General features: G+C 41.0%; 19 protein-coding genes. 6 read left to right on the forward strand and 13 right to left on the reverse strand.

Annotated features, from left to right (window positions below):
* Positions 1–209: 209 nt before the first annotated feature.
* On the forward strand, positions 210–950 hold the full coding sequence (locus tag VJ786_RS00005) for a hypothetical protein (RefSeq protein WP_134776011.1): 741 nt from the start codon (positions 210–212) through the stop codon (positions 948–950).
* Positions 951–1,011: 61 nt separating this feature from the next.
* On the opposite strand, the gene gcvH is transcribed toward VJ786_RS00005, so the two are convergent.
* Positions 1,012–1,392, reverse strand: coding sequence for a glycine cleavage system protein GcvH (gene gcvH / locus VJ786_RS00010; RefSeq protein WP_134776010.1), 381 nt, complete (start codon positions 1,390–1,392; stop codon positions 1,012–1,014).
* Between the two features lie 74 nt (positions 1,393–1,466).
* Here gcvH and VJ786_RS00015 point away from each other — a divergent pair, with 74 nt between their 5' ends.
* A complete protein-coding gene (locus VJ786_RS00015) occupies positions 1,467–2,660 on the forward strand; it encodes an anhydro-N-acetylmuramic acid kinase (RefSeq protein WP_336556966.1) in 1,194 nt (397 codons plus the stop codon).
* An 82-nt stretch (positions 2,661–2,742) separates the two neighbouring features.
* On the opposite strand, the gene VJ786_RS00020 is transcribed toward VJ786_RS00015, so the two are convergent.
* The 10 genes from VJ786_RS00020 to VJ786_RS00065 all read right to left on the reverse strand — a co-directional run bounded on the left by VJ786_RS00020 (position 2,743) and on the right by VJ786_RS00065 (position 12,680).
* Entirely contained in the window at positions 2,743–3,405 is a 663-nt protein-coding gene (locus VJ786_RS00020; RefSeq protein ID WP_134776008.1) for a DUF2461 domain-containing protein, read from the reverse strand.
* A 4-nt stretch (positions 3,406–3,409) separates the two neighbouring features.
* Positions 3,410–4,207 (reverse strand): phosphatidate cytidylyltransferase, encoded by a 798-nt coding sequence (locus VJ786_RS00025; RefSeq protein ID WP_336556967.1) that lies wholly within the window; start codon positions 4,205–4,207, stop codon positions 3,410–3,412.
* On the reverse strand, positions 4,197–4,427 hold the full coding sequence (locus tag VJ786_RS00030; protein ID WP_134776006.1) for a putative signal transducing protein: 231 nt from the start codon (positions 4,425–4,427) through the stop codon (positions 4,197–4,199). The genes VJ786_RS00025 and VJ786_RS00030 overlap by 11 nt, the downstream gene beginning before the upstream one ends.
* On the reverse strand, positions 4,405–5,334 hold the full coding sequence (locus VJ786_RS00035; RefSeq protein WP_134776005.1) for a CPBP family intramembrane glutamic endopeptidase: 930 nt from the start codon (positions 5,332–5,334) through the stop codon (positions 4,405–4,407). Before VJ786_RS00035 ends, VJ786_RS00030 begins: the two co-directional genes overlap by 23 nt.
* The gene (locus tag VJ786_RS00040; protein ID WP_134776004.1) at positions 5,334–5,999 is read right to left on the reverse strand and encodes a DsbA family oxidoreductase; all 666 of its coding nucleotides are present in this window, start codon (positions 5,997–5,999) and stop codon (positions 5,334–5,336) included. Before VJ786_RS00040 ends, VJ786_RS00035 begins: the two co-directional genes overlap by 1 nt.
* 129 nt (positions 6,000–6,128) lie before the next feature.
* Entirely contained in the window at positions 6,129–9,443 is a 3,315-nt protein-coding gene (locus VJ786_RS00045) for a S41 family peptidase (RefSeq protein ID WP_336556968.1), read from the reverse strand.
* A gap of 151 nt (positions 9,444–9,594) precedes the next feature.
* Positions 9,595–10,335, reverse strand: coding sequence for a zinc ribbon domain-containing protein (locus VJ786_RS00050; protein ID WP_099367181.1), 741 nt, complete (start codon positions 10,333–10,335; stop codon positions 9,595–9,597).
* Positions 10,335–11,432: a Nif3-like dinuclear metal center hexameric protein gene (locus VJ786_RS00055; RefSeq protein WP_336556969.1), complete on the reverse strand. Its 1,098-nt coding sequence runs from the start codon at positions 11,430–11,432 to the stop codon at positions 10,335–10,337. Before VJ786_RS00055 ends, VJ786_RS00050 begins: the two co-directional genes overlap by 1 nt.
* 1 nt (position 11,433) lies before the next feature.
* Positions 11,434–11,919, reverse strand: a complete 486-nt coding sequence (locus tag VJ786_RS00060; RefSeq protein WP_134775993.1) for a hypothetical protein — start codon at positions 11,917–11,919, stop codon at positions 11,434–11,436.
* 47 nt (positions 11,920–11,966) lie between these two features.
* Positions 11,967–12,680, reverse strand: a complete 714-nt coding sequence (locus tag VJ786_RS00065; RefSeq protein ID WP_134775992.1) for an SAM-dependent methyltransferase — start codon at positions 12,678–12,680, stop codon at positions 11,967–11,969.
* Positions 12,681–12,972: 292 nt separating this feature from the next.
* Here VJ786_RS00065 and apaG point away from each other — a divergent pair, with 292 nt between their 5' ends.
* The 4 genes from apaG (at position 12,973) to VJ786_RS00085 (ending at position 18,978) form a co-directional block, all read left to right on the forward strand.
* Positions 12,973–13,359 (forward strand): Co2+/Mg2+ efflux facilitator ApaG/CorD, encoded by a 387-nt coding sequence (apaG, locus tag VJ786_RS00070; protein WP_099367185.1) that lies wholly within the window; start codon positions 12,973–12,975, stop codon positions 13,357–13,359.
* A gap of 103 nt (positions 13,360–13,462) precedes the next feature.
* A complete protein-coding gene (locus tag VJ786_RS00075; RefSeq protein WP_336556970.1) occupies positions 13,463–15,310 on the forward strand; it encodes an ABC-F family ATP-binding cassette domain-containing protein in 1,848 nt (615 codons plus the stop codon).
* Positions 15,311–15,364: 54 nt separating this feature from the next.
* Positions 15,365–17,224, forward strand: a complete 1,860-nt coding sequence (gene mnmG / locus VJ786_RS00080) for a tRNA uridine-5-carboxymethylaminomethyl(34) synthesis enzyme MnmG (protein WP_134775990.1) — start codon at positions 15,365–15,367, stop codon at positions 17,222–17,224.
* Positions 17,225–17,424: 200 nt separating this feature from the next.
* Positions 17,425–18,978, forward strand: a complete 1,554-nt coding sequence (locus VJ786_RS00085; protein WP_245153248.1) for an Ig-like domain-containing domain — start codon at positions 17,425–17,427, stop codon at positions 18,976–18,978.
* Positions 18,979–19,005: 27 nt separating this feature from the next.
* Here the strand turns inward: VJ786_RS00085 and VJ786_RS00090 are convergent, their stop codons facing one another.
* Both VJ786_RS00090 and nadB read right to left on the reverse strand, forming a co-directional pair.
* Positions 19,006–19,524, reverse strand: a complete 519-nt coding sequence (locus VJ786_RS00090; protein WP_099367189.1) for a gamma carbonic anhydrase family protein — start codon at positions 19,522–19,524, stop codon at positions 19,006–19,008.
* 9 nt (positions 19,525–19,533) lie between these two features.
* Entirely contained in the window at positions 19,534–21,123 is a 1,590-nt protein-coding gene (gene nadB, locus VJ786_RS00095) for an L-aspartate oxidase (protein WP_099367190.1), read from the reverse strand.
* Positions 21,124–21,412: the final 289 nt, after the last annotated feature.

Here is a 21,412-nt window from a genome sequence, read left to right on the forward strand (position 1 = left end):
AAAAACAAATTTTCAGAAATCCTTAGAACAAAAATGACCGAGTAAGATAAATCTTGTACTCAGTCATTTCTTTAAATCTCATTAAAAAGTTGAGACTTTTTCAGTGCCCTCCATTCGTGTTGAGGCCTTTTTATTTTAACAATATTTGCTGATTATTCTTTATATTTAAAGAGAACTTTTAAAAATCAGATTACTATTAACCATAATTCATGAGAAAATTATTCTTATTATTTCTGTTGGGAACAGCTGTTTCCACAGTGAGTGCACAGACTACCGAATTTAAAATCAAACTGCCATTAAACAAAACGTTTACCCAAGTTGCAAAAGCCAAAATTGATGTGGAAGGAGGAACTGGAGGAACTATAATGGATATGAATATCAAGACAGAAATGACGGCCAGCAAATTGGAAAACAATATTTACACCGTTGATAACGTCATAAAAGCGGTAAAAATTGATCTTGATGCAGGTATGGCACAAGGAAGTTATGATTCTGAAAACCCTTCAGACGATGAAATTGGAACCATCTTCGCGGCACAGTTTGAACCATTACTTGGTAAAAAGATGGCAACGAAAATGACCGAAGCGGGCGCAGTGAGCAGCGAAGATGAAGGGACAACCGCTCTTAGCCCTTTTGAAAACCTAACTTCTGGATCTGTATTACCGGATAAACCAGCGGCTCCAGGATATACATGGACAACCAAGGAAACTGCAAATGAAATGACAGTAATTAGGAATGCTAAATATCTTTCCAAAACAGCAGAGGGATACAATTTTGAATTTACAGGAGATATCCAAGATTCATCAAATACCAAAATAGGTAATTATTCAGGTACCTACATATTAGATACCAACACCCATTACCCAAAAGTAATGACAATAAAAATGAAATTGGATCAAGATGGGCAAACCATCAATTTAGATTTGAACAATATCGTCCAAGGTTTATAACCTTCCCATAAAAAAAGAGGCAGATCCGTGGATCTGCCTCTTTTTTTATGTATTAAAATACTTATGCGTTAACTTCTGATTTATATTGATCAGCAGAAAGCAAGCCATCAACATCAGCAACATTGCTTAATTTAACACGGATAATCCATCCTTCACCGTAAGGATCAGAGTTAACCAATTCTGGAGATGCATCGATCGCATCGTTTACTGCCAATACTTCTGCATTAACAGGCATAAAAAGATCAGATACAGTTTTTACCGCTTCGATAGTTCCGAAAACCTCATTAGCAGCAACCTCTTCACCAACAGTATTGATATCAACGAATACGATATCGCCTAATTCGCGTTGCGCGAAGTCTGTAATACCAATAACAGCTTCATCACCTTCCACACGAATCCATTCGTGGTCTTTGGTGTACTTTAATTCTGAAGGAAAATTCATGTCGTAATTATTTGTTTTTCCTTCAAAAATAGGATTAAGAATGCATATTACAAATTTAAATGTATTTTTATCCTATGAATACCTGCATCGAAAGCCTTTACCGCATCGCCCAGAAAAAGGAACGTTTGATCCTCGGATTAATGTCCGGAACTTCCCTTGATGGTCTAGATATCGCGCTTTGCCGCATCAGTGGTTCTGGCCCAAGCTCTAAAATCTCACTTGAAAAATTTATAACCCTGGATTATCAGGATGATTTCCGGAACTGGATTAGGGAAATATTCGCCAAAAGGCAGATTGATCAACAGCTACTCTGCGGAATAAATGCTTATGTAGGCAGCACACACGCTGCTTTAATCCTTGAAGCATTAGCTTCTTGGGGCTTAGCTCCTGCGGATATAGACTTGATCGCCAGCCATGGGCAAACCGTCTTTCATGCGCCTCAATCCCTGACAAAAGACCATCGCTTACCCAATAGCACCCTACAGATCGGAGATGCGGATCATATTGCTGTTAAAACAGGTATCATCACCCTATCCGACTTCCGGCAGAAACATATTGCCGCCGGTGGCGAAGGTGCTCCTCTAGCCGCTTATGGCGATTACCTGCTCTTTAGCGACCCTAAAGAAAACAGGATCTTATTGAATATTGGAGGTATCTCCAACTTTACCTTCCTTCCAAGCATCGGTTCGGAACAAAAAGCCTATGCTACCGATCTGGGTCCTGGAAACACCATAATGAACCAGTTCATGCACCAACATTTCGGATTGGAAATGGACAAGGATGCTGAGATGGCCAACAAAGGGAAAGTACAGTCCGAACTGCTAGATCTATTGCTGAATGAACCCTTCCTGAGCCTGGGTTTTCCAAAAACCACCGGTCCAGAGTTGTTCAACCTCGTCTACCTGGAAAAGAAAATAAAAGATAAAGATCTGGAAAAGCTTTCCAAGGAGGATATCATGGCAACGCTCAATACCTTCTCGGCCAAGACCATGATACTGGGAATCCAAAAAGCCACTGCAGAACTGGAAAGTTTTCAGGTGTATGTAAGTGGTGGCGGACTCCATAATCCGCTGTTGATGAAACAGCTGGAAGAGACCTTTCCTAATCAGGTTCAGTCTTTCTCCAATTTAGGAATAAATCCTGATGCCAAGGAGGCTTGTCTATTTGCGGTGCTGGCCAATGAAACCGTAGCAGGTAATCCAGAAGATGTGAAAAACATCAAGAACTCCCCTGCTGTCTGTATGGGAAAGATCAGCCTCCCTTTATAAGTGCTGTTTGATAGTAATAAGCGCTTTTTGATGTTTATAACCTCTGATAGATAAACTCTAATAGACGGATTAAACTGCTTTATTATTGCTCAATCGCCTGATGAATAAAATCCTTAAAAGGAATCATCGAGGAATAGGTCTCAATTACCGTATTTAAAGCCTTAGGAGACTCCATTTCCTTTCTGCTAATATTCTTATGCAAGATAAAGCTTCGGTGCTTTAAAAGGTCTATATTCGGGTTATCTGCCGCATATCCTGCAGGAGGTCGCTGCAATCTATCTTCTGCAGACATTTCCTCCGCTTTCCAGCCCCCTTTTTCCAATGCCTTGAACAATTCCTCCGCACTGTAATCGATCTCCTGACGAATGGAATCCAAATGTTGCTTTTCTGGCCTCCAATAGCCTACCGCCAAAAAAGTTCCTTCCGGTTCAATATGGATATAATATTCCGGCCCGGCCAATTTTCGGCCATCAATGGAAATACCCGCTGCAAACCAGGATTTATAAGGATCCTTATTCTTTGAAAACCGAACATCCCTGTAAATCCGGAACAAGCATTTCTTTGCAGAGATATCCGTATTGATGTGGGGATCCAATTTTGAAAGCTCCAAAATGATCGCCTCAATAAATGCCGTTACATTCGCTAAAGCAGCCTCATAAGCCGGTTTATTTTCCTGGAACCACTCTCTGTTGTTGTTCTCTTTCAGGTTGTTCAAGAAATCAAAAGTAGATTTTTCGATCTTCATGCTATTAAAATAAAGTCAGTACGATAAAAACCAATGGTGCAGCGATCAGCAGTCCATCAAAACGATCCAGAAAACCACCATGGCCAGGCAAGATCTGTCCGGAATCCTTAATGCCTAAGCTTCTTTTCAACATGGACTCCACCAGGTCACCTAAGGTTCCAAAAATCCCGATGATCAAGGCCATAGAGATCCATTGGATCTGCGTTAGTCCTACAAAATAATGGTTCAGTAATAAGGAAACCAAAATTGCCAGGACTACCCCTCCGATAAAGCCTTCCCAGGTTTTATTCGGGCTGATACGTTCAAATAATTTATGTTTTCCTAATGCTCTGCCCGATAGGTAAGCGCCCGTATCATTGGACCAAAGCATGATCAAAAATCCCATCGGGATATTCGGATTGAAGGTTGTATCCAAAAATCCCAATCCGATAAAAAACAGAAAAGGAACACAGCCATACCATAATCCCAAAACGGTATAAGCAATATCATGGAAAGGTTTTTCCCTTTTGAGGTACAGGGAAGAGATGAATAGGAGCGAAACCAAAGGAACCGCCAATAACAGGCTCAAGGGCTGAAGCTGACCCAAAAAGACCGCCGAAGCCAATAGCGCCATTACTGCTGCGCAGATCGTTCCTATCCACATCAGCGGTTTGGTATCCGCCGTTTTACAGATCCCGAAGAACTCCCTTGCGGAAAAAATTCCCAACAAGGAAAAAAAGGCCGCAAATACATAGGCATTGAAGATGGTTGCTGCCACCAGAACCAGCACAAAGAAAAAACCGGTAATCGCTCTAGTCTTCATGCTCTAGGTCTTCTTCGGAGAAACTATCGATAAGGGCAACGGCCTCCAATTGATGTTCCCTATCAACAAGCAGTTCAATGTTTCCAAAAACAGGATAAGAAGAATCCTGTTTGTTCATCAATACGGCCGGAATATCATTTTCAACCAGCATCTGTTTCACGATCTCTGCCCGGACCCGGTCTGTATAGGTCCTTATTTTAACCCAATTGGGATTGCTCATAGATTTTCTTTTTATGGGTAACCTGATAAAAATAATAGCCCAATGCTATGCTAAATACCACACTCAATATATAATAAACAGTGGAATAGGATTCCATGTTCTGTAAATCTTGAAAAGATTTTCCTTGTTTCTGATAATAGTAGGCGACCAAAGTCACGGTAAAGTTATTGATAAAATGGCCAAATATCGGCACCCAGATGTTTTTACTCCAATAAAAGGCATAGCCAAAGATCAATCCGAGGATCATCCTTGGAAAGAAACCATAGAATTGCACATGGATGGCCGAGAAGATGATGGCGGTTAACCAGATGGCAACATGCATATTGGGAATGATCCGTCCCAGAATACCCTGCAATGCCCCACGGAAATAATATTCCTCCACAATGGCCGGTACAATCGCCATGACCAAAATATTCAACAGTAGGCCAGGAATATTATCCACCATAACAATATTTTCGGTCAAATCGGCCATGCTGTCTTCCTTATCCCGCATCCATTCCTCTACGCCTCCAAGCGAATCCGGCAACATCATTTGCTGGTTCAAACGGCTGATCCATTCCATGCTGGGATTAAAGGCCAGCAGAAACAAAAGCGTCAATAAAAGCAATTTGAATATATGTGTCCTTTCGGTAGGAAAATAATCGAAGACCTGTTTTTCACGTTGTTGGAGCAACAAGGCTGGAAACAAGAATGTTCCGAGGCTGCTCACCATCAATGAGGTATAAAGGAAACCCTTGGAACCCATGACGCTGCTCATATCCTGACTTTGCAGGATGGATCTAAAATCACCTGAAAACAGCAGATAGCCAATTACCGCAATAAATTGGGTGACAAAGGCACATACCAATGTCAAGATCAATAAAAGGAACAGTGATTGCCAGGCTGAGCCCTGCTTTTGGTAATCCATTAATTATTCGTGATTTCTGGTTTGTTATCCTTCCATTCCTGAAAACTCTTTTCCAAGACCTCTGTAAATGCTTCTACGCCTTGGGCGCCAGAAACAGCATATTTACGATCAAAGAGAAAGAATGGTACGCCGCGGATACCGATCTGTATGGCCTCGTGCAGATCCTGCCTTACCGCCGTTGCATACCTATCCGTCTGTAAAGCCTCTTTGGCTTCTTCTGCTAATAATCCCACCTCAGTAGCCAACTGTACCAAAACCTCCTGTTTCTCTATGTTCAGACCCTCTGTAAAATGGGCCTCGAACAAGCGTTCCTTCATTTCCTTGGCTTTCCCCTTGGATGCCGCAAAATGGATCAACTCATGGGATTTAAAGGTATTTGCAGGAATATTGGTATCAAAATTAATATCCACGCCTGCCTGTTTCCCCATTTGTACCACATGATTGGTCATATCCTTCGCTTGTTCCATACTGATCCCCTTGGAACGGCTTAAAAACCCATAGGTACTATCGCCTTCCACATGGGTATATTCCGGGTTCAATTGATAGCTCTTATATTGCACTTCAATATCCTCCTTGAATGGTAAAGCATTTAAGGCTTTATCAAATTGATGTTTCCCGATATAACAAAAGGGACACATAATGTCTGACCAGATTTCTATTAGCATACTCAAATTTAGCAAGATTTCCCAGTATCTGGAAAAACAAAGCAATTTGGATCCAACAAAGCAACGGATACCCAACAAAAGAAGCCATACCCCAAACGGATATGGCTTCTCCTTATTTATTAAAATATATTAATTCACCCGAACCGGATCTTTTGGTTTTTTAAGTTCCTTGTATGGATAAGTTTTCATTTCCTCCAACAACAATTGAACTGTTTTTTCCAATTGTGGGTCTCTACCTTCGATCAGGTCCTTCGGCGTCTGCTCGATAAAGATATCCGGTGCTACCCCTTCATTCTCGATGATATAGTTTCCATTTAGGTCAAATACCCCGAAATTAGGTGCTGTAACACTTCCTCCATCCAACAATGGCGGGTAACCACTGATACCGACCAAGATTCCCATAGTAGTCCGACCAACCAATTTTCCCAAACCTTTATGGCGGAACATATACGGCATCATATCTCCTCCAGAACCAGCATTTTCATTGATGATCATCGCTTTAGGTCCAAAAATTCCATTACCTGGAGTCGTGAAGCTTTTTCCATCACGGATTCCCCAACCGGCAATCAGATCCCTCGATAATAGGTCGATCACATAATCGGCCACCGAACCTCCACCATTGTTACGTTCGTCCAATAAAAGCGCTTTCTTGTCCATTTGCGAGAAATAATACCTGTTGAAAGAGACATATCCCTCTCTACCTGTATTTGGCATATAAACATAAGCAATCTGGTTATTGCTCAGCTGGTCTACTTTTTTGCGGTTTCTTTCTACCCATTCTTGACGACGAAGACCAACTTCGTTGCCAAAAGAGATCGGTTTTACCACCACATCCTTCGCACCGGAAAGACTTGGTTTATCATTCACCTTCAGGTTGACCTGTTTTCCAACCGTATTATCGAATAAGCTATAGATATCGATATCTGCTGTCAGTTCCTTACCATTTACAGCCAAGATATACATACCTTCATAAATGTTCAAACCAGGCTCTGCCAATGGCGCTTTAAAAGAAGGGTTCCAGTCCATACGGTTATAGATTTTGGAAATCTTATAACGGTTATTCTCGATCATATAATCCGCGCCCAAAACTCCCGAAGAAACAGAAGGTGCAGATGGTTCATCGCCAGGATAGATATAACTATGCCCAACAACCAACTCGCCCATCATTTCGTTCAATAGGTAACCCAGGTCCGAACGGTGGTTTACATAAGGAAGGAATTTCTCATATTTTTTCTTTACAGCTGCCCAATCCGCACCATGCATGTTCTCCACATAGAAGAAATCCTGCTGCATGTTCCAAACCTCATTGTAGATCTGTTTCCACTCCTGTTCTGGTTCTACCAATAATTTGATGTTATCCAATTTCAGTTTACCACTTTCACCCTGAGGTTTCTGACCCGCATTCACGATGTAATAACCTTGACGGTTGCTGTACAACATCTGTTTTCCATCTGCAGAGATGGTAAATCCGCCGGCGTTCTCTACCAACGATTTCTCTTCCAGTTTATTCAAATCGAAGGCATAGATAGTACGATCGCGTGTATAGATCAATTGATTCTCCACATGCCCATCAAAGCCATAGGATCCCGCAGGGATCGGTAAAGCCATGATTCTGCTATTAATGTTGGCGAAATCTACCTTGATATCTTTGGATTTCTCGTTTTTAGCATCCGATGATTTAGGATCAGCACCTTTTTTATCAGCTGATTTTCCATTAGACTTACTGTCTTTTGCATCCTTATTCTCTTGCTCCTTCTTTTCCTCTTTCTTCGGTTCATCCGATTTTACCGTTTCTTCATCACTTTCGTTCTTGAAAATGGAAGGCGTTTCGCTGGATAATAGGAAAGCGTAAGCATTGTATTGCGGACGACGGTCGTATGCGGTCATGTGCAGTCCGGAATTGGTCAAACCTACATCAGTACTGCTCAGGAATACCAGGTATTTACCGTCTTTGGTAAAGATCGGAGAAGACACATTGCTCATGCCGTCTGTGATCTGTTGGGTCTGCTTGGTTTCCAGGTTATACATGTTCACTGCAGAAACACCATTAGGCAATGTTTTTACAAAAGAAAGCCATTTGGAATCTGGCGACCAGCTAGGTTGGAACATGTTATAGGAACGTCCGGTATGGGAGCCTAAATAATCATCAGCCACTTTTACCACCTTCTTGCTATTGATATCTACATAATAAAGGTTAAGATGTGAATCATTGAAGAATAACTTCTTGCTATCAGGCGACCATGTTGGTTGAAAATAGAAATTGGTTTCTCCTAATTTGATATGGATCGGCTCGTCCACGGCCTTTTGATCACGCAATACCAATTCATATTTTCCATTCTTGTCAGAAAGGTAGGAAATCCACTTTCCATTGGGAGACCAAGCCGGAAAACGTTCATGGCTTCCTGGAGAATTGGAGATATTGCGGGCATCACCCTTATCTTTTGGTACCGAGAAGATCTCGCCCCTGGATTCGAACAACGCTCGCTGCCCGGTTGAGGAAATCTCCCAACCACGGATACTTTCATTCAGATCCGCATATCTGGAGCGTTTGTACATCGCATCCGCATTCAGACTGATGCTGATCGGTTGGTGTTTTTTACTCGCCAAATTCAGGATGTGCAGCTTTCCTGCCTGCTCGAACACCAGTTCAGCAGCATTTCCGTTCAACGTCCTGACATCATAATCAGCAAACTTCGTTAGTTTCTCCACCTGTTTGCTCTTCACGTCATAGCTGAAAATGTTTACTGTTTTATCCCTATCGGAAAGGAAATAAACCTTATCGCCCAACCAAACCGGTTTTACATCATTACATTTTTCACCTGGAACGATCTGAATATCGTTGGTTTTGGTATCAAAGATCCAGATAGAAGGCATACCACCACCGCGATAACGCTTGAAAGCCACACGGTCGCGTTCAGTAGGATCGCTGTTTTTGATGTATGCCCAATAACGACCATCTGCCGATGGTGAACCCTGGTAGGCCTCTGGCATAGGCAAAGGATAATCTACGGAAGCATTGATCTTGGATTTGTAAAGACGGCTTCCTAGGGAATAGGTAAGCTCTCTTTGGGTAGTGAAGTAAACCTCGTCATTGGAGATCCAACCCCTCAAGACATCTGATGCCGGATGGCTGGTGATTCTCTTTGGTGCTCCTCCTTGTACTGAAACCACATAAACATCGGTATTACCATCGTAGTTTCCCGTAAATGCGATTTGGTTTCCATCGGGAGAGAACATTGGGTTCTGTTCGACTGCTGGGTTTACCGTTAGTCTTCTTGGGTTCTGGCCGTTTTTATCCGCTACCCATATATCACCTCCATATACAAAGGTAATGTGCTTGTCACTTATACTGGGATTCCGTAATAATAAGGTCTCTCCAGCTTGTTGGGCCATAACTAATTGACCCGCCGAAAGTGCAAGAATGGTTAATATTGATTTTAACATATTCATGATTTGGAATGAAGCCTAAAAATAGGAAAATTAGACTGTTTATTGTTATTCAGGCGGTTCTATATCTTAAATATTACCTAATTGTTAAAAAAAGAAGGGCTACCTGATGAACAGATAGCCCTTAAAAATATTATTTGAAAGCAAATTACGATGCTTCTTCGTTTGCAATTTCCTCATCAACCAGGATACGACCACAGTGTTCGCAGATGATGATTTTCTTACGTTGACGGATTTCTGACTGCAATTGAGGTGGAATCTTGTTGTGACAACCTGAACAGCTATCACGCTCGATAGAAACGACTGCCAATCCATTACGGAAAGACTTACGAAGTTTCTTGATCACCTTCAATAGACGCTCTTCGATTTGGGTTTCAGCTGCCGCAACATCTTTCAACAAATCATCTTCTTCAATCTGTGTTTCCGAAGTGATGGTTTCCAATTCTTGTTTTTTGCCGCCCAATTCGCCTTTGCTGAAATCAACATTCTTCACAGTAGCATCATAAGCTTCTGTTTTGTTCTTGATTTCGAACTCAGCTTCACGAATACGTTTTTCACATACCTGAATTTCCAATCCTTGAATTTCGATCTCTTTAGAAATAGCATCGTATTCACGGTTGTTTTTTACTTCATTAAGTTGTGATTCGTATTTTTTGATGGAAGCTTGCGCATCTTTGATCATGTTTTTACGTTTCACAATCGAGTCTTCTAATTCATCCAACTCATTGCGAATTTTTTCGATACGGGTGTCAAGACCTGCGATCTCATCCTCTAAGTCTGCTACCTCAATAGGTAACTCTCCACGTACCTGGCGTATCTTATCAATTTTTGTTTCAATTGATTGCCACGCCCATAAAGCTTTTAATTTTTGTTCTACGGTTTGTTCCATTAACTGTAGTATTTTATAGGATTTGTATCTATTTCTGTCAATAGGACAGCAAAGTTAGCAAATTTTTTCGTAATTACTTCCAACAATAATTCTTGAGTAAATTGTTCACTTTCAAAATGTCCGATATCAGCGATGACGATTTCTTCTTCGGCATCAAAAAACTCATGATATTTATAGTCTGCGGTGATGAAAATATCTGCACCAGAGCGCTTTGCATCGTTCAACAGGAACCCTCCGGCACCACCACAGAGCGCCACTCTTTTTATCGGTTTACCGGATAAACTGGTATGGCGGATGACCTGTAATTGAAACTGTTCTTTCAAAAAGGCTAGGAATTCCTCCTCACGCATGGGCGTTTTTAGGTTTCCGATCGCTCCGGATCCTACCGATGAAAGGCTGTTATCCAGGCTGATGATATGATAGGCCACTTCCTCATAGGGATGTGCGGCCAACATGGAAACCAAGATCTTTCTTTCGCGCTGTACGGGAAAGATCACTTCTATTTTGGTCTCCTCTACCCTTTCCTGGCTACCCACAGCGCCAATCGCTGGATTGGCTCCTTCCAATGGCCTAAACGTTCCATATCCTACTGTATTGTAGCTGCATTCGTCGTAATCGCCGATGGCTCCGGCACCAGCTTCGAATAGCGCATTTCGCACTTCCTCCACATGCGTGCGGGGCACATAGACCACCAATTTCTTTAACAATCCTGCCTTAGGCCGTAAAATGGCCTGGTTTTCCAGTCCTAATTTGTCGGCCATCTTGCTGCTTACCCCTCCGGCAATATTGTCCAGGTTGGTATGGATGGCATATAGCGCAATATCATGCTTTATCGCCTTTATAATCGTTCTTTCGACATAGTTTTTACCATTAAATCGCTTCATCCCTGAGAACACAATGGGATGATGGGAAATGATGATATCGCATCCTTTTTCTATGGCATCTTCTACCACGGCTTCGGTACAATCCAAGGAGATCAGCGCCTTGTGGACCTCCTTATTTGGGTCGCCCACGATCAAACCGGAGTTATCATAGCTCTCCTGGTAATTGGATGGCGCCAATTCTTCCAAAAACTGGGTTATATCTTTGATTTTCATGTTAGTTGTTGGTTTGATTATCCTTCCATTTATTATGTTCGATGATCAACTCCCTGAATTGATTGACTTTATACCAATAACTGATGAAATAGATCAGCATGACAAAGAAAATCACAAAAGTCACAAAGACCGGAATTGGAAAAAATAGTCCGAACGGTGTGAGATAGATCAGAAATGACCAAGCATAGGCTAATCCTGCTTTGAGTGCCGGATTTTCTTCCACTTCTATTTTACGATCAAAAAATTCATTGTTGAGGGAATAGGAAAGCTTCCTTGCTACTTCAAAATTCCAATATACATTGATGAATGGAATCACAAGGATCCACGCTTGATTGGGCTTTATGAACTGATTTTCCGGTGCTATTAAAGCTAATGTTTTGCGTATGGTATTGGCATATAGTGCCCATACAATTAGGGTGAAAATAAAAACGAATATACTGAGTCTATATAACTCATCTATCAACTCAGGAGATAGGGTTTCTGGCATTTAATGTTCTGTTATATTGATCCGCACTAAAATATTAAAATTACGATTTACCCAGCAAATAATAGAAAAATACAGGGTTTCTTATGGAGATCTATTTTCGTATCCTTCCATTGACTGATGGATTGGGTGAAAATATATTCATCCCCTGCTGTAATATTACAGGCAATACAAAGTTTTGTTTGCGGTTTACAGCTCTTTAAAAGTTCTGCTAACAATTGATTATTCCGGAAAGGTGTTTCGATAAAAATCTGTGTGGATTTCTCTCGCTGACTTATCTGTTCGATATCTTTTATTTTTTTGGACCTTGCTGATTTATCGATGGGCAGATATCCGAGAAAACTAAAGTGTTGTCCGTTGAAGCCTGAAGCCATCAAGCTCATCAGAATGGAATTCGGTCCCACCATGGGAATTACCCGGATGCCTCTTTTGTGGGCTTCGGCCACCACATCAGAACCCGGATCCGCTATGGCCGGGCAACCGGCTTCCGACATCAAGCCGATATCTTCACCAGCAACCGCATTCTTGAATATTTCATGGTAATTGATCTTCTCCCGCTGATGCTTGCCATAATCGTGAATGATCAGTTCCTGCTGCGGACGTTTCAAACCCGCTTCTTTCAGGAATTTTCGAGCTGTTTTTTCGTTCTCTACCACATATTCCTTGATATGGTTGATTATATCCGCATGTAATAAGGTATAAGATGCTTTCTCAGCTTCCTGAGCCAAGGGTACAGGTATTAAATACAAAGAGCCTTTTGCCATGTTACAAACCTAATCAATTTTAGAGAAATTCAGGTTGACTTCTTGCGGCAAGTAGGGTGCAAGTGACATGTAAGTGAGTTGTAAGTGCTAAAAGGCACTTACAACTCACTTACACCTCACTTAAATCTCACTTCCAGCCCGTCTACAATCTGAAAAAAGTTTGAAGAAAAAATGGGTTTTAAACATTAAATTTCAAGGGATTATGTAATTTATTTGTCTAAAAAACGTAATTTAACTAGTACAATGGTTGAAGATAGTTGTGCATCTAGGGTAAATTAATATATTTGAAGCAATGACGACACAAACTACATCTGGCGTGAAAATTTCCGTTGAGTCTACTTATCAATCCGAGTATTCCAATCCTGATAACGAGCATTTTATGTTTGCCTATCGTATCACGATTGAAAATAACAGTGAATACACGGTGCAATTATTAAGAAGACATTGGAACATCTTTGATTCTACCGGCGATATCAAACAGGTGGACGGCGATGGTGTGGTTGGCGAGCAACCCATTTTAGCTCCGGGTGAAAGCCATCAATATGTGTCGGGCTGCAACCTCAAAAGTGACCTTGGTTTTATGGAAGGATATTATGAAATGATCCGGGAGATCGACAATTCCATTTTCCATGTTCACATCCCTCGTTTCAACCTGATTGCCTCCTACAGGCTGAATTAATGGGACACTTTTATCAGTATAAGTACACATTTCATATTTAAGGGTTAAGGAGTAACAAATATTTAATAATTTTGTGCTTGGAATTTTACGTCAAAACATCTAGGTGAGTATTTTAAGCACAGAACAAGTTAGCCATTCATTTAATGATCGCTGGTTATTTCAAGATTTACATTTTGCTTTACAGAAAGGCGACCGTGTAGCATTGGTCGGTATCAATGGTACCGGAAAATCTACCTTATTGAAGATATTGGCCGAACTGGTCGTCCCTACAAAAGGTAGGGTTGTTAAAGAGCGCGGACTCCGAATTGGTTATCTACCACAAGAACCCGATTTCTCCTACCTGAATACCATCAATGATTTCATATTCAGCTTGGATAATGAGCAGCAACAATTAATCAAAGAATACGAACAATTAGTTGAAAATCAAGATTTTAACTCAAAACATTTCATGGATATCACCGAAAGGTTGACCAACTTGAACGCTTGGGAATATGAAAACAACATCAAGACCATCCTTAATAGGTTCCAGATCAAAAACTTCAATCAGCAGATCGCATCCTTGAGTGGAGGCCAAAAGAAACGCTTGGCTTTGGCGAAGCTCTTGATTGATGAACCGGATATCTATGTATTGGATGAGCCGACCAACCACTTGGACATTGAGACCATTGAATGGTTGGAAAAACTATTGACCACCGGACAGAAGACGGTATTGTTGGTTTCCCACGACCGTTATTTTCTCGATAATATCTGTACAGAAATTAGGGAGTTGGATAAAGGGCAGGTCTATTCCTATAAAGGAAATTACGCCTACTTCTTGGAGAAGAAAGCCGAGCGTGAAGCAACAGAAATTGCGGCGGCGGATAAGGCCAGAAACCTATGGAGGAAGGAGCTCGATTGGATGCGCCGTCAGCCACAGGCAAGGGGTACTAAAGCGAAGGCGAGAATTGAATCTTTCTACGACTTAGAGGAGCGATCCAAGGGTCCGAGGAAGAAAGATAATGTGGAGCTTTCGGTTAAAGTTTCCCGCCAGGGAAATAAAATCTTGGAATTAGATAAGGTTGGATTTGCTGTAGCCGGTAAAGACATCATTAAGGATTTTTCCTACATATTCAAGAAGGGAGACCGAATTGGTCTAGCCGGAAAGAACGGAAGTGGTAAGTCTACTTTTTTGAATTTGATTACAGGCATCCTCCTGCCTACTTCAGGTAAAATTGATGTGGGCGAGACGACCAAATATGGTTACTATAAACAGGAAGGTTTGAGCTTCTCGACGGATGAGCGCGTGTTGGACATTGTCAAGAATGTGGCCGATTTCATCGAGATGAAAAGTGGAGAAGTGATCACGGCTTCCCAATTATTGACTAAATTTTTATTTCCACCGGAGAAGCAATTTGGTTTGGTAAGCAAACTGAGTGGTGGAGAAAAAAAGAGGTTGCAATTGATGCGGGTGTTGATGGCCAATCCGAACTTCCTGATACTAGATGAGCCATCCAATGATCTGGATATTGATACCTTGAATATCCTGGAAGAATTTTTAGAGGAGTACCCTGGGGTATTGATCTTAGTTTCCCACGACCGTTACTTGATAGACAAACTGACGGAACAATTGTTCGTCTTCAAAGGAGATGCCGAGGTAGTGATCTATAATGGTAACTATGCCGACTTCAAATTGGAGCAGGAAGCCGTAGAGAAAAAGGTAGAGAAGAAGGTTGAAAAAGTTCAACCGGTTCAAGAGAAAAAGAAGAAGCTAAGCTTCAAGGAACAGCATGAGTTCGAGTCCTTGGAAAAGGAAATCGAAACCTTGGAGAACCAGGTGAGTGTGTTGACCGAAAAACTTTCGAGCACAACGAACCATGTGGAGCTTCAGGAAATAGCGGAAGAGATAGAAAAGAGCAAGACCAGTCTTGACAGCAAAACAGAACGCTGGATGGAGTTGGCAGAATTTATATAATACGTTTCACGTGAAACTCCTTTATCAGTTCCACGTGAAACTTGAGAATAATCTATGTTTAAAAAATATAATGTAATTGTAGTTGGGGCCGGCCATGCCGGATGTGAGGCAGCAGCAGCAGCGGCTAACCTGGGTTCCTCTGTTTTGCTCATCACCATGAACATGGGGGTGATCGCACAGATGAGCTGTAACCCGGCTATCGGTGGTGTGGCAAAAGGTCAAATCGTAAGAGAGATTGATGCCATGGGTGGATATACTGGTATCATTGCTGATAAATCTACTATACAATTCCGCATGTTGAACCTTTCCAAAGGTCCAGCCATGTGGAGCCCAAGAACACAGAATGACCGTATGCGCTTTGCTGAAGAATGGCGTTGGCAATTAGAGTCCATTCCTAATTTGGATATGTGGCAGGATACGGTAAAAGAAGTCATCGTAGAAAACGGAAAAGCTGCAGGTGTGATTACGTCAATGGGTATCCGTATAGAAAGTGATGCTGTAGTGCTTACTAATGGAACGTTCCTTAATGGGGTAATCCATGTGGGCGAAAAGAAATTTGGTGGCGGTAGAACTGGGGAAAAAGCGGCGACAGGATTGACCGAACAGTTGGTGTCTTTAGGTTTTGAATCCGGTAGAATGAAGACTGGTACTCCTCCCCGTGTAGATGGAAGAAGTCTGAATTATGAACGGATGGAAGAGCAATGGGGTGATGAAAATCGCGGACGTTTTTCCTATACCAATGTAGAGGTTCCAACCGAACAACGCTGTTGTTGGATTACCTATACGAACGATAAAGTACATGAGGTTTTGAAAACAGGATTTGAAAAATCTCCTATGTTCACCGGAAGAATCAAAGGTTTGGGACCACGTTATTGTCCATCGATCGAAGATAAAATCAACCGTTTTGCGGAGCGCGAAAGGCATCAGATTTTTGTTGAACCCGAAGGATTCCGTACGGTGGAAATTTATGTTAATGGATTCTCTACTTCCCTTCCGGAGGACGTACAATTAAAAGCGTTGCAATTAATCCCAGGATTTGAGCAGGCGAAAATGTACAGACCGGGATACGCCATTGAATACGATTTTTTCCCACCGATGCAATTGGATCTAACCTTGGAAACGCTAAAGGTAAAACACCTTTTCTTTGCAGGACAGATCAATGGCACCACGGGATATGAAGAAGCAGGAGCACAGGGTTTCTTGGCAGGGATCAATGCGCATCAACGCATCAACGATCTGCATGAATTAATATTGAAAAGATCGGAATCTTATATCGGCGTATTGGTGGATGACCTGGTAACAAAAGGTACAGACGAGCCTTATCGGATGTTCACTTCCAGAGCAGAACACCGCCTATTATTGAGACAGGATAATGCGGATATTCGCCTTACCCCTATCGCCCATAAATTAGGATTGGTATCCGATGAAAGATTACAGATCGTAAATGATAAAGTAAAAAACTCGGATGATATCGTGGAGTTCCTAAAAACAAATTCAGTTTCCATCGACAACATGAACCAAGTGTTGGCCGAAAAAGGAAGCAGTTCTATCAGTCAAAAAACAAGATTGTTCAATATCCTAAGTAGACCACAAGTCGAGATGAATGACATCATCAGAGCGGATAAAACCTTAGCAAACTACTTATCGCAATTTGATAAGGAAACTATTGAACAAGCAGAGATCAAAGTGAAATACGATAGTTACTTTGAGAAGGAAATGGAAATTGTGAACAAGATGAAGAAAATGGAGGACAAAGAAATCAATCCAGAATTTGATTATAATTCCTTAACTTCATTATCGATCGAAGCAAGACAAAAACTATTAAAAGTAAAACCTAGAACATTAGGCCAAGCTTCCCGGATTTCGGGTGTTTCTCCTGCGGATATCAGTGTTTTAATGGTACATATGAGTTAAAATACTGAATATCAGTTATTTAATTAAATAAAGAAACGAAGTAAAATAAAGCGATTTAAGACATTATTTTAAAATTTATGACTCAGGATTCAAAAAAAGATAAAAACCCGTCAGATCAATTAAAAAGCACCTTATTTCAAAGAATAGCTTTTTTATGCTTTATTTTTATGCTGAGTTTGAGTTTTATGCAGTGTGCGAACATGCAAAGACCAACTGGAGGACCCAAGGATTCCATTCCACCAAAAATTCTGAATGAGTCGCCGGCAAACCTTTCCCGAAATTTTAAGGATAAGGAAATCGTCATCACTTTTGATGAATATATCAAATTGGCCAATTGGCAGCGCGAGTTCAACCTCTCCCCCGATGCCAGTACTTCTATCCAACCAAAAGTCAAGAAGAAGAATCTGATCATTACCCTACCAGATTCATTAGATGCCAACACCACGTATACCATCAATTTTGGAAAAGGCTTGGTCGATTACAACGAGAGCAATCCATTGATGAACTATACCTATGTTTTCTCTACAGGTGACAAATTGGATTCCTTAACCATAGAAGGATCGGTGATGAATGGCTATACCAAAGAATTCGATCTGAGCAAGGACAAAGAAGTCATAGCTATTTTGATTCCGACGAGCAAAGATTCTATTTTCGGTAAGAAAAAAGCCTCCTATTACACCAGTGTGGATTCATCTGGAAACTTTAAGTTCAATAACCTGCGAGAAGATACCTACCGGGTATACGCTATCAAAGACATCAACAACGATAAAATCTTCAATGGGGATGATTGGATAGGGTTCCAGAATGATAGCATTGTATTACAGGAGAATGTATCAGGCATCAAACTAGAATATACCCAATCCCATCCGACCATCTTCAGAAACCTGGAAAAAAAGATGGATACTGATGGTTCCATGTTATTCACATTCAATAGAAGCATCAATAATCCAACGGTGCGGATCTTGGAACCCGCTAACCTGGATGCGGATAAGATCATCCGATTAAGTCCCGAAAATGATACCCTGAGGATATATACCTCTTCTATTGATTACGATTCTGTGCGGGTTGAATTATCCGAAAATAACCAGGTATTGGATACCCTGAAGTTTAGAAAAGCAAGAAATATCAAGGTTGATCAGCATATACAACCAATCCTGAACATCAGTACCAAAGTAGATCGGGTAAAGCATATCCAATTGAGTGCTAAAACACCAATTGCATCCGTTGATAAGAACAAGATCCTCCTAACAGAGGACTCGGTATCACGTAGAAATTTTCAATTGCAACAGGATTCTATTGATAAAGAACTTTATCATATCCGTTTCAATTGGCGGCCAAATAAGAATTATGAATTAGTTCTACAGGAGAAAGCCATCTTAGGACCTTTCGATGAATTCAACAAAGAAAGTAAGACAAGTTTCACGTTGAACGAAGCCGATAATTACGGGGATATCAACTTGACGTTCAATGGATTGGATACAGGCAAAAGTTATATTATCGAACTTATTGACGAGAAAAAGGATAAGATCTTTGATAAGAAAATATTACCGGCCGATCACAAACTTTCCTACATTAAATTTCCTGGAGGTAAATACAGTCTGCGGATAATCGAGGACAGCAATGCAAATGGAAAATGGGATCCAGCGGATGTTTATGCGCGAAAACAAGCGGAAAGAATATGGTACCTGGATAGGACGTTTACCATCAGGGCAAACTGGGAACAGAACGAAACCATTGAAGTAAACTTTCCTTAGCCTAAATCAATGGTTCCGATTCAAAATTTAGTTTTCTTCCTGGAACCAAGAAGAATATAGCACATAATTATGTGGTAATTTTTTTAAGAGATTAAGCTGCTCCTCCGTGAGCGGCTTTATTTTTTTGGCAGGAACACCAGCATACAGGAATCCCGATTCACAGATACTGTTCTCCAATACCACAGCTCCGGCTGCAATGATCACATTGCTCTGAATATGGGCTTTATCCATGACTATAGCCCCCATCCCGATAAGTACATAATCATCTATAATACAGCCATGTACAATGGCATTATGCCCGATGTTCACATAATTTCCAATATCGGTACCATTCTTCAGATAGGTTCCGTGGATGGTCACATTATCCTGTATATTGGAATACTTGCCAATACGTATATAATTCACATCCCCTCTGATCACGGCATTGAACCAGATTGAGCAATGTTCCGCAATTTCCACATCACCGACAATGGTACAATTGGGCGCTACAAAGCAGTTTTCAGCAATAATAGGTTGTTTGTCCTTAACAGGAAGTATAGTTGCCATAGATTGGGTTTAAAGGATCGTATCTTCTAATATATTAGCATGTTGCGGATAATCTGTGGTGTAATGCAATCCCCTACTCTCTTTTCGCTGTGTAGCTGATTTAACCACGAGATAAGCCACCTGAATGACATTCCGAAGCTCACATAGCTTAACCGACAATTTGGTGTTCTTATAGAAGGATTCCGTTTCTTCATGGAGTAATCCCAATCTACGCATCGCACGTTCTAACCTAAAATCAGAACGAACAATTCCCACATAATCGCTCATCAACTTTTGTGTTTCACGAAGGTTGTGGGTCACCAAAATATCCTCATTACTCAATTGGGTATTGGAATCATCCCAAGAAGGAATGTCTTCCTGATAGTCGATAGATCCAACAATTTTACTTGCATCTTCAAAAATCCGGTGTGCATATACAGCTGCTTCTAATAAAGAGTTGGATGCCAATCGATTGGCTCCATGTAAGCCTGTTGAAGAACATTCTCCACATGCATATAAACTTTTTATACTGGTAGCTCCGTATTCATCCACCATAATACCACCACATAAATAATGCGCAGCAGGTGATACCGGAATAAAATCCTTGGTCATATCCAAACCAACGGACAGGCATTTTTCGTAGATATTAGGAAAATGGGAAAGAATATCGGCTTTGGATCGATGGGTAATATCTAAATACACATAATCCAATCCGGATTTCTTCATCTCCGCATCAATAGCACGGGCCACAATATCCCTCGGCGCCAGCGATCCGCGTTCATCGTATTCTTCCATAAAGGATTCCCCATTCGCACGTCTCAAAATACCACCGAAACCACGCACAGCTTCAGAAATCAAAAATGCGGGATATTCCCTTGGATTATATAAAGCCGTTGGATGGAACTGTATAAATTCCATATTACGAACTTTACCTTTTGCACGATAGACCATGGCAATACCATCACCTGTGGCAATGGTAGGGTTCGTTGTACTGGAATACACATGTCCAGCTCCACCAGTTGCCATCAAGGTAACCTTTGAAAGGATCTTTTCCACCACCTTGCTTTTTGTATTTAACGCGTAGATACCATAGCAATTGATGTTTTCTGAACGTTTATCCACATGTATACCCAAATGGTGTTGAGTAATTAGATCAACGGCGAAATAATGTGTTAATATCTCAATATTAGGATTCGCATGGATTTGATCCAATAGCGCCCTTTCGATCTCATAGCCTGTAATGTCCTTATAATGAAGGATCCTATGCATGGAATGACCACCTTCACGGGCCAGATCATATTCGCCGGAATCTTCCTTATCGAAAGAAGTACCATAAGCAATCAGCTCATTTATACGAGCAGGCCCTTCTTTCACCACGTTTTCCACAACCTGGGTATCACATAGACCATCTCCTGCGATCAGGGTATCTTCAATATGTTTTTCAAAGCTATCGGTTTCATCCGTTACGACGGCAACCCCACCCTGAGCATATTTTGTATTCGACTCATCCTCATTGGCTTTCGTTACGATAAGCACTTTTCCTAGCTTAGCAGCTTTGAGCGCAAAACTCAAGCCTGCAATTCCTGATCCTACGACTAAAAAATCAACTTTTCTATCCACAACCTATGTTTACTGTTATATCCTTTATTAATACCTAATAAACCAACAAATTAACAAAATATGTGGAAAACCTGTAAATAACTCGTGGAATAAAATTGAAAACTTCTCAAAAATCAACATCGCTATCAATTTCCACACAATTATTACCAAAATATTAAGAGCAAATGAATGTAATATTAACAATTCCCCACAAACAAACATTTCACAAAAAAATATGGAAAAAATAAAGGGTCAAAAATGAGCGGACTGAAAATCAATAGATAAGGCTTTTAGACCTGTGGATAACTTG

It is taken from the genome of Sphingobacterium tenebrionis (assembly GCF_037126265.1).
GTDB classification, from domain to species: domain Bacteria; phylum Bacteroidota; class Bacteroidia; order Sphingobacteriales; family Sphingobacteriaceae; genus Sphingobacterium; species Sphingobacterium tenebrionis.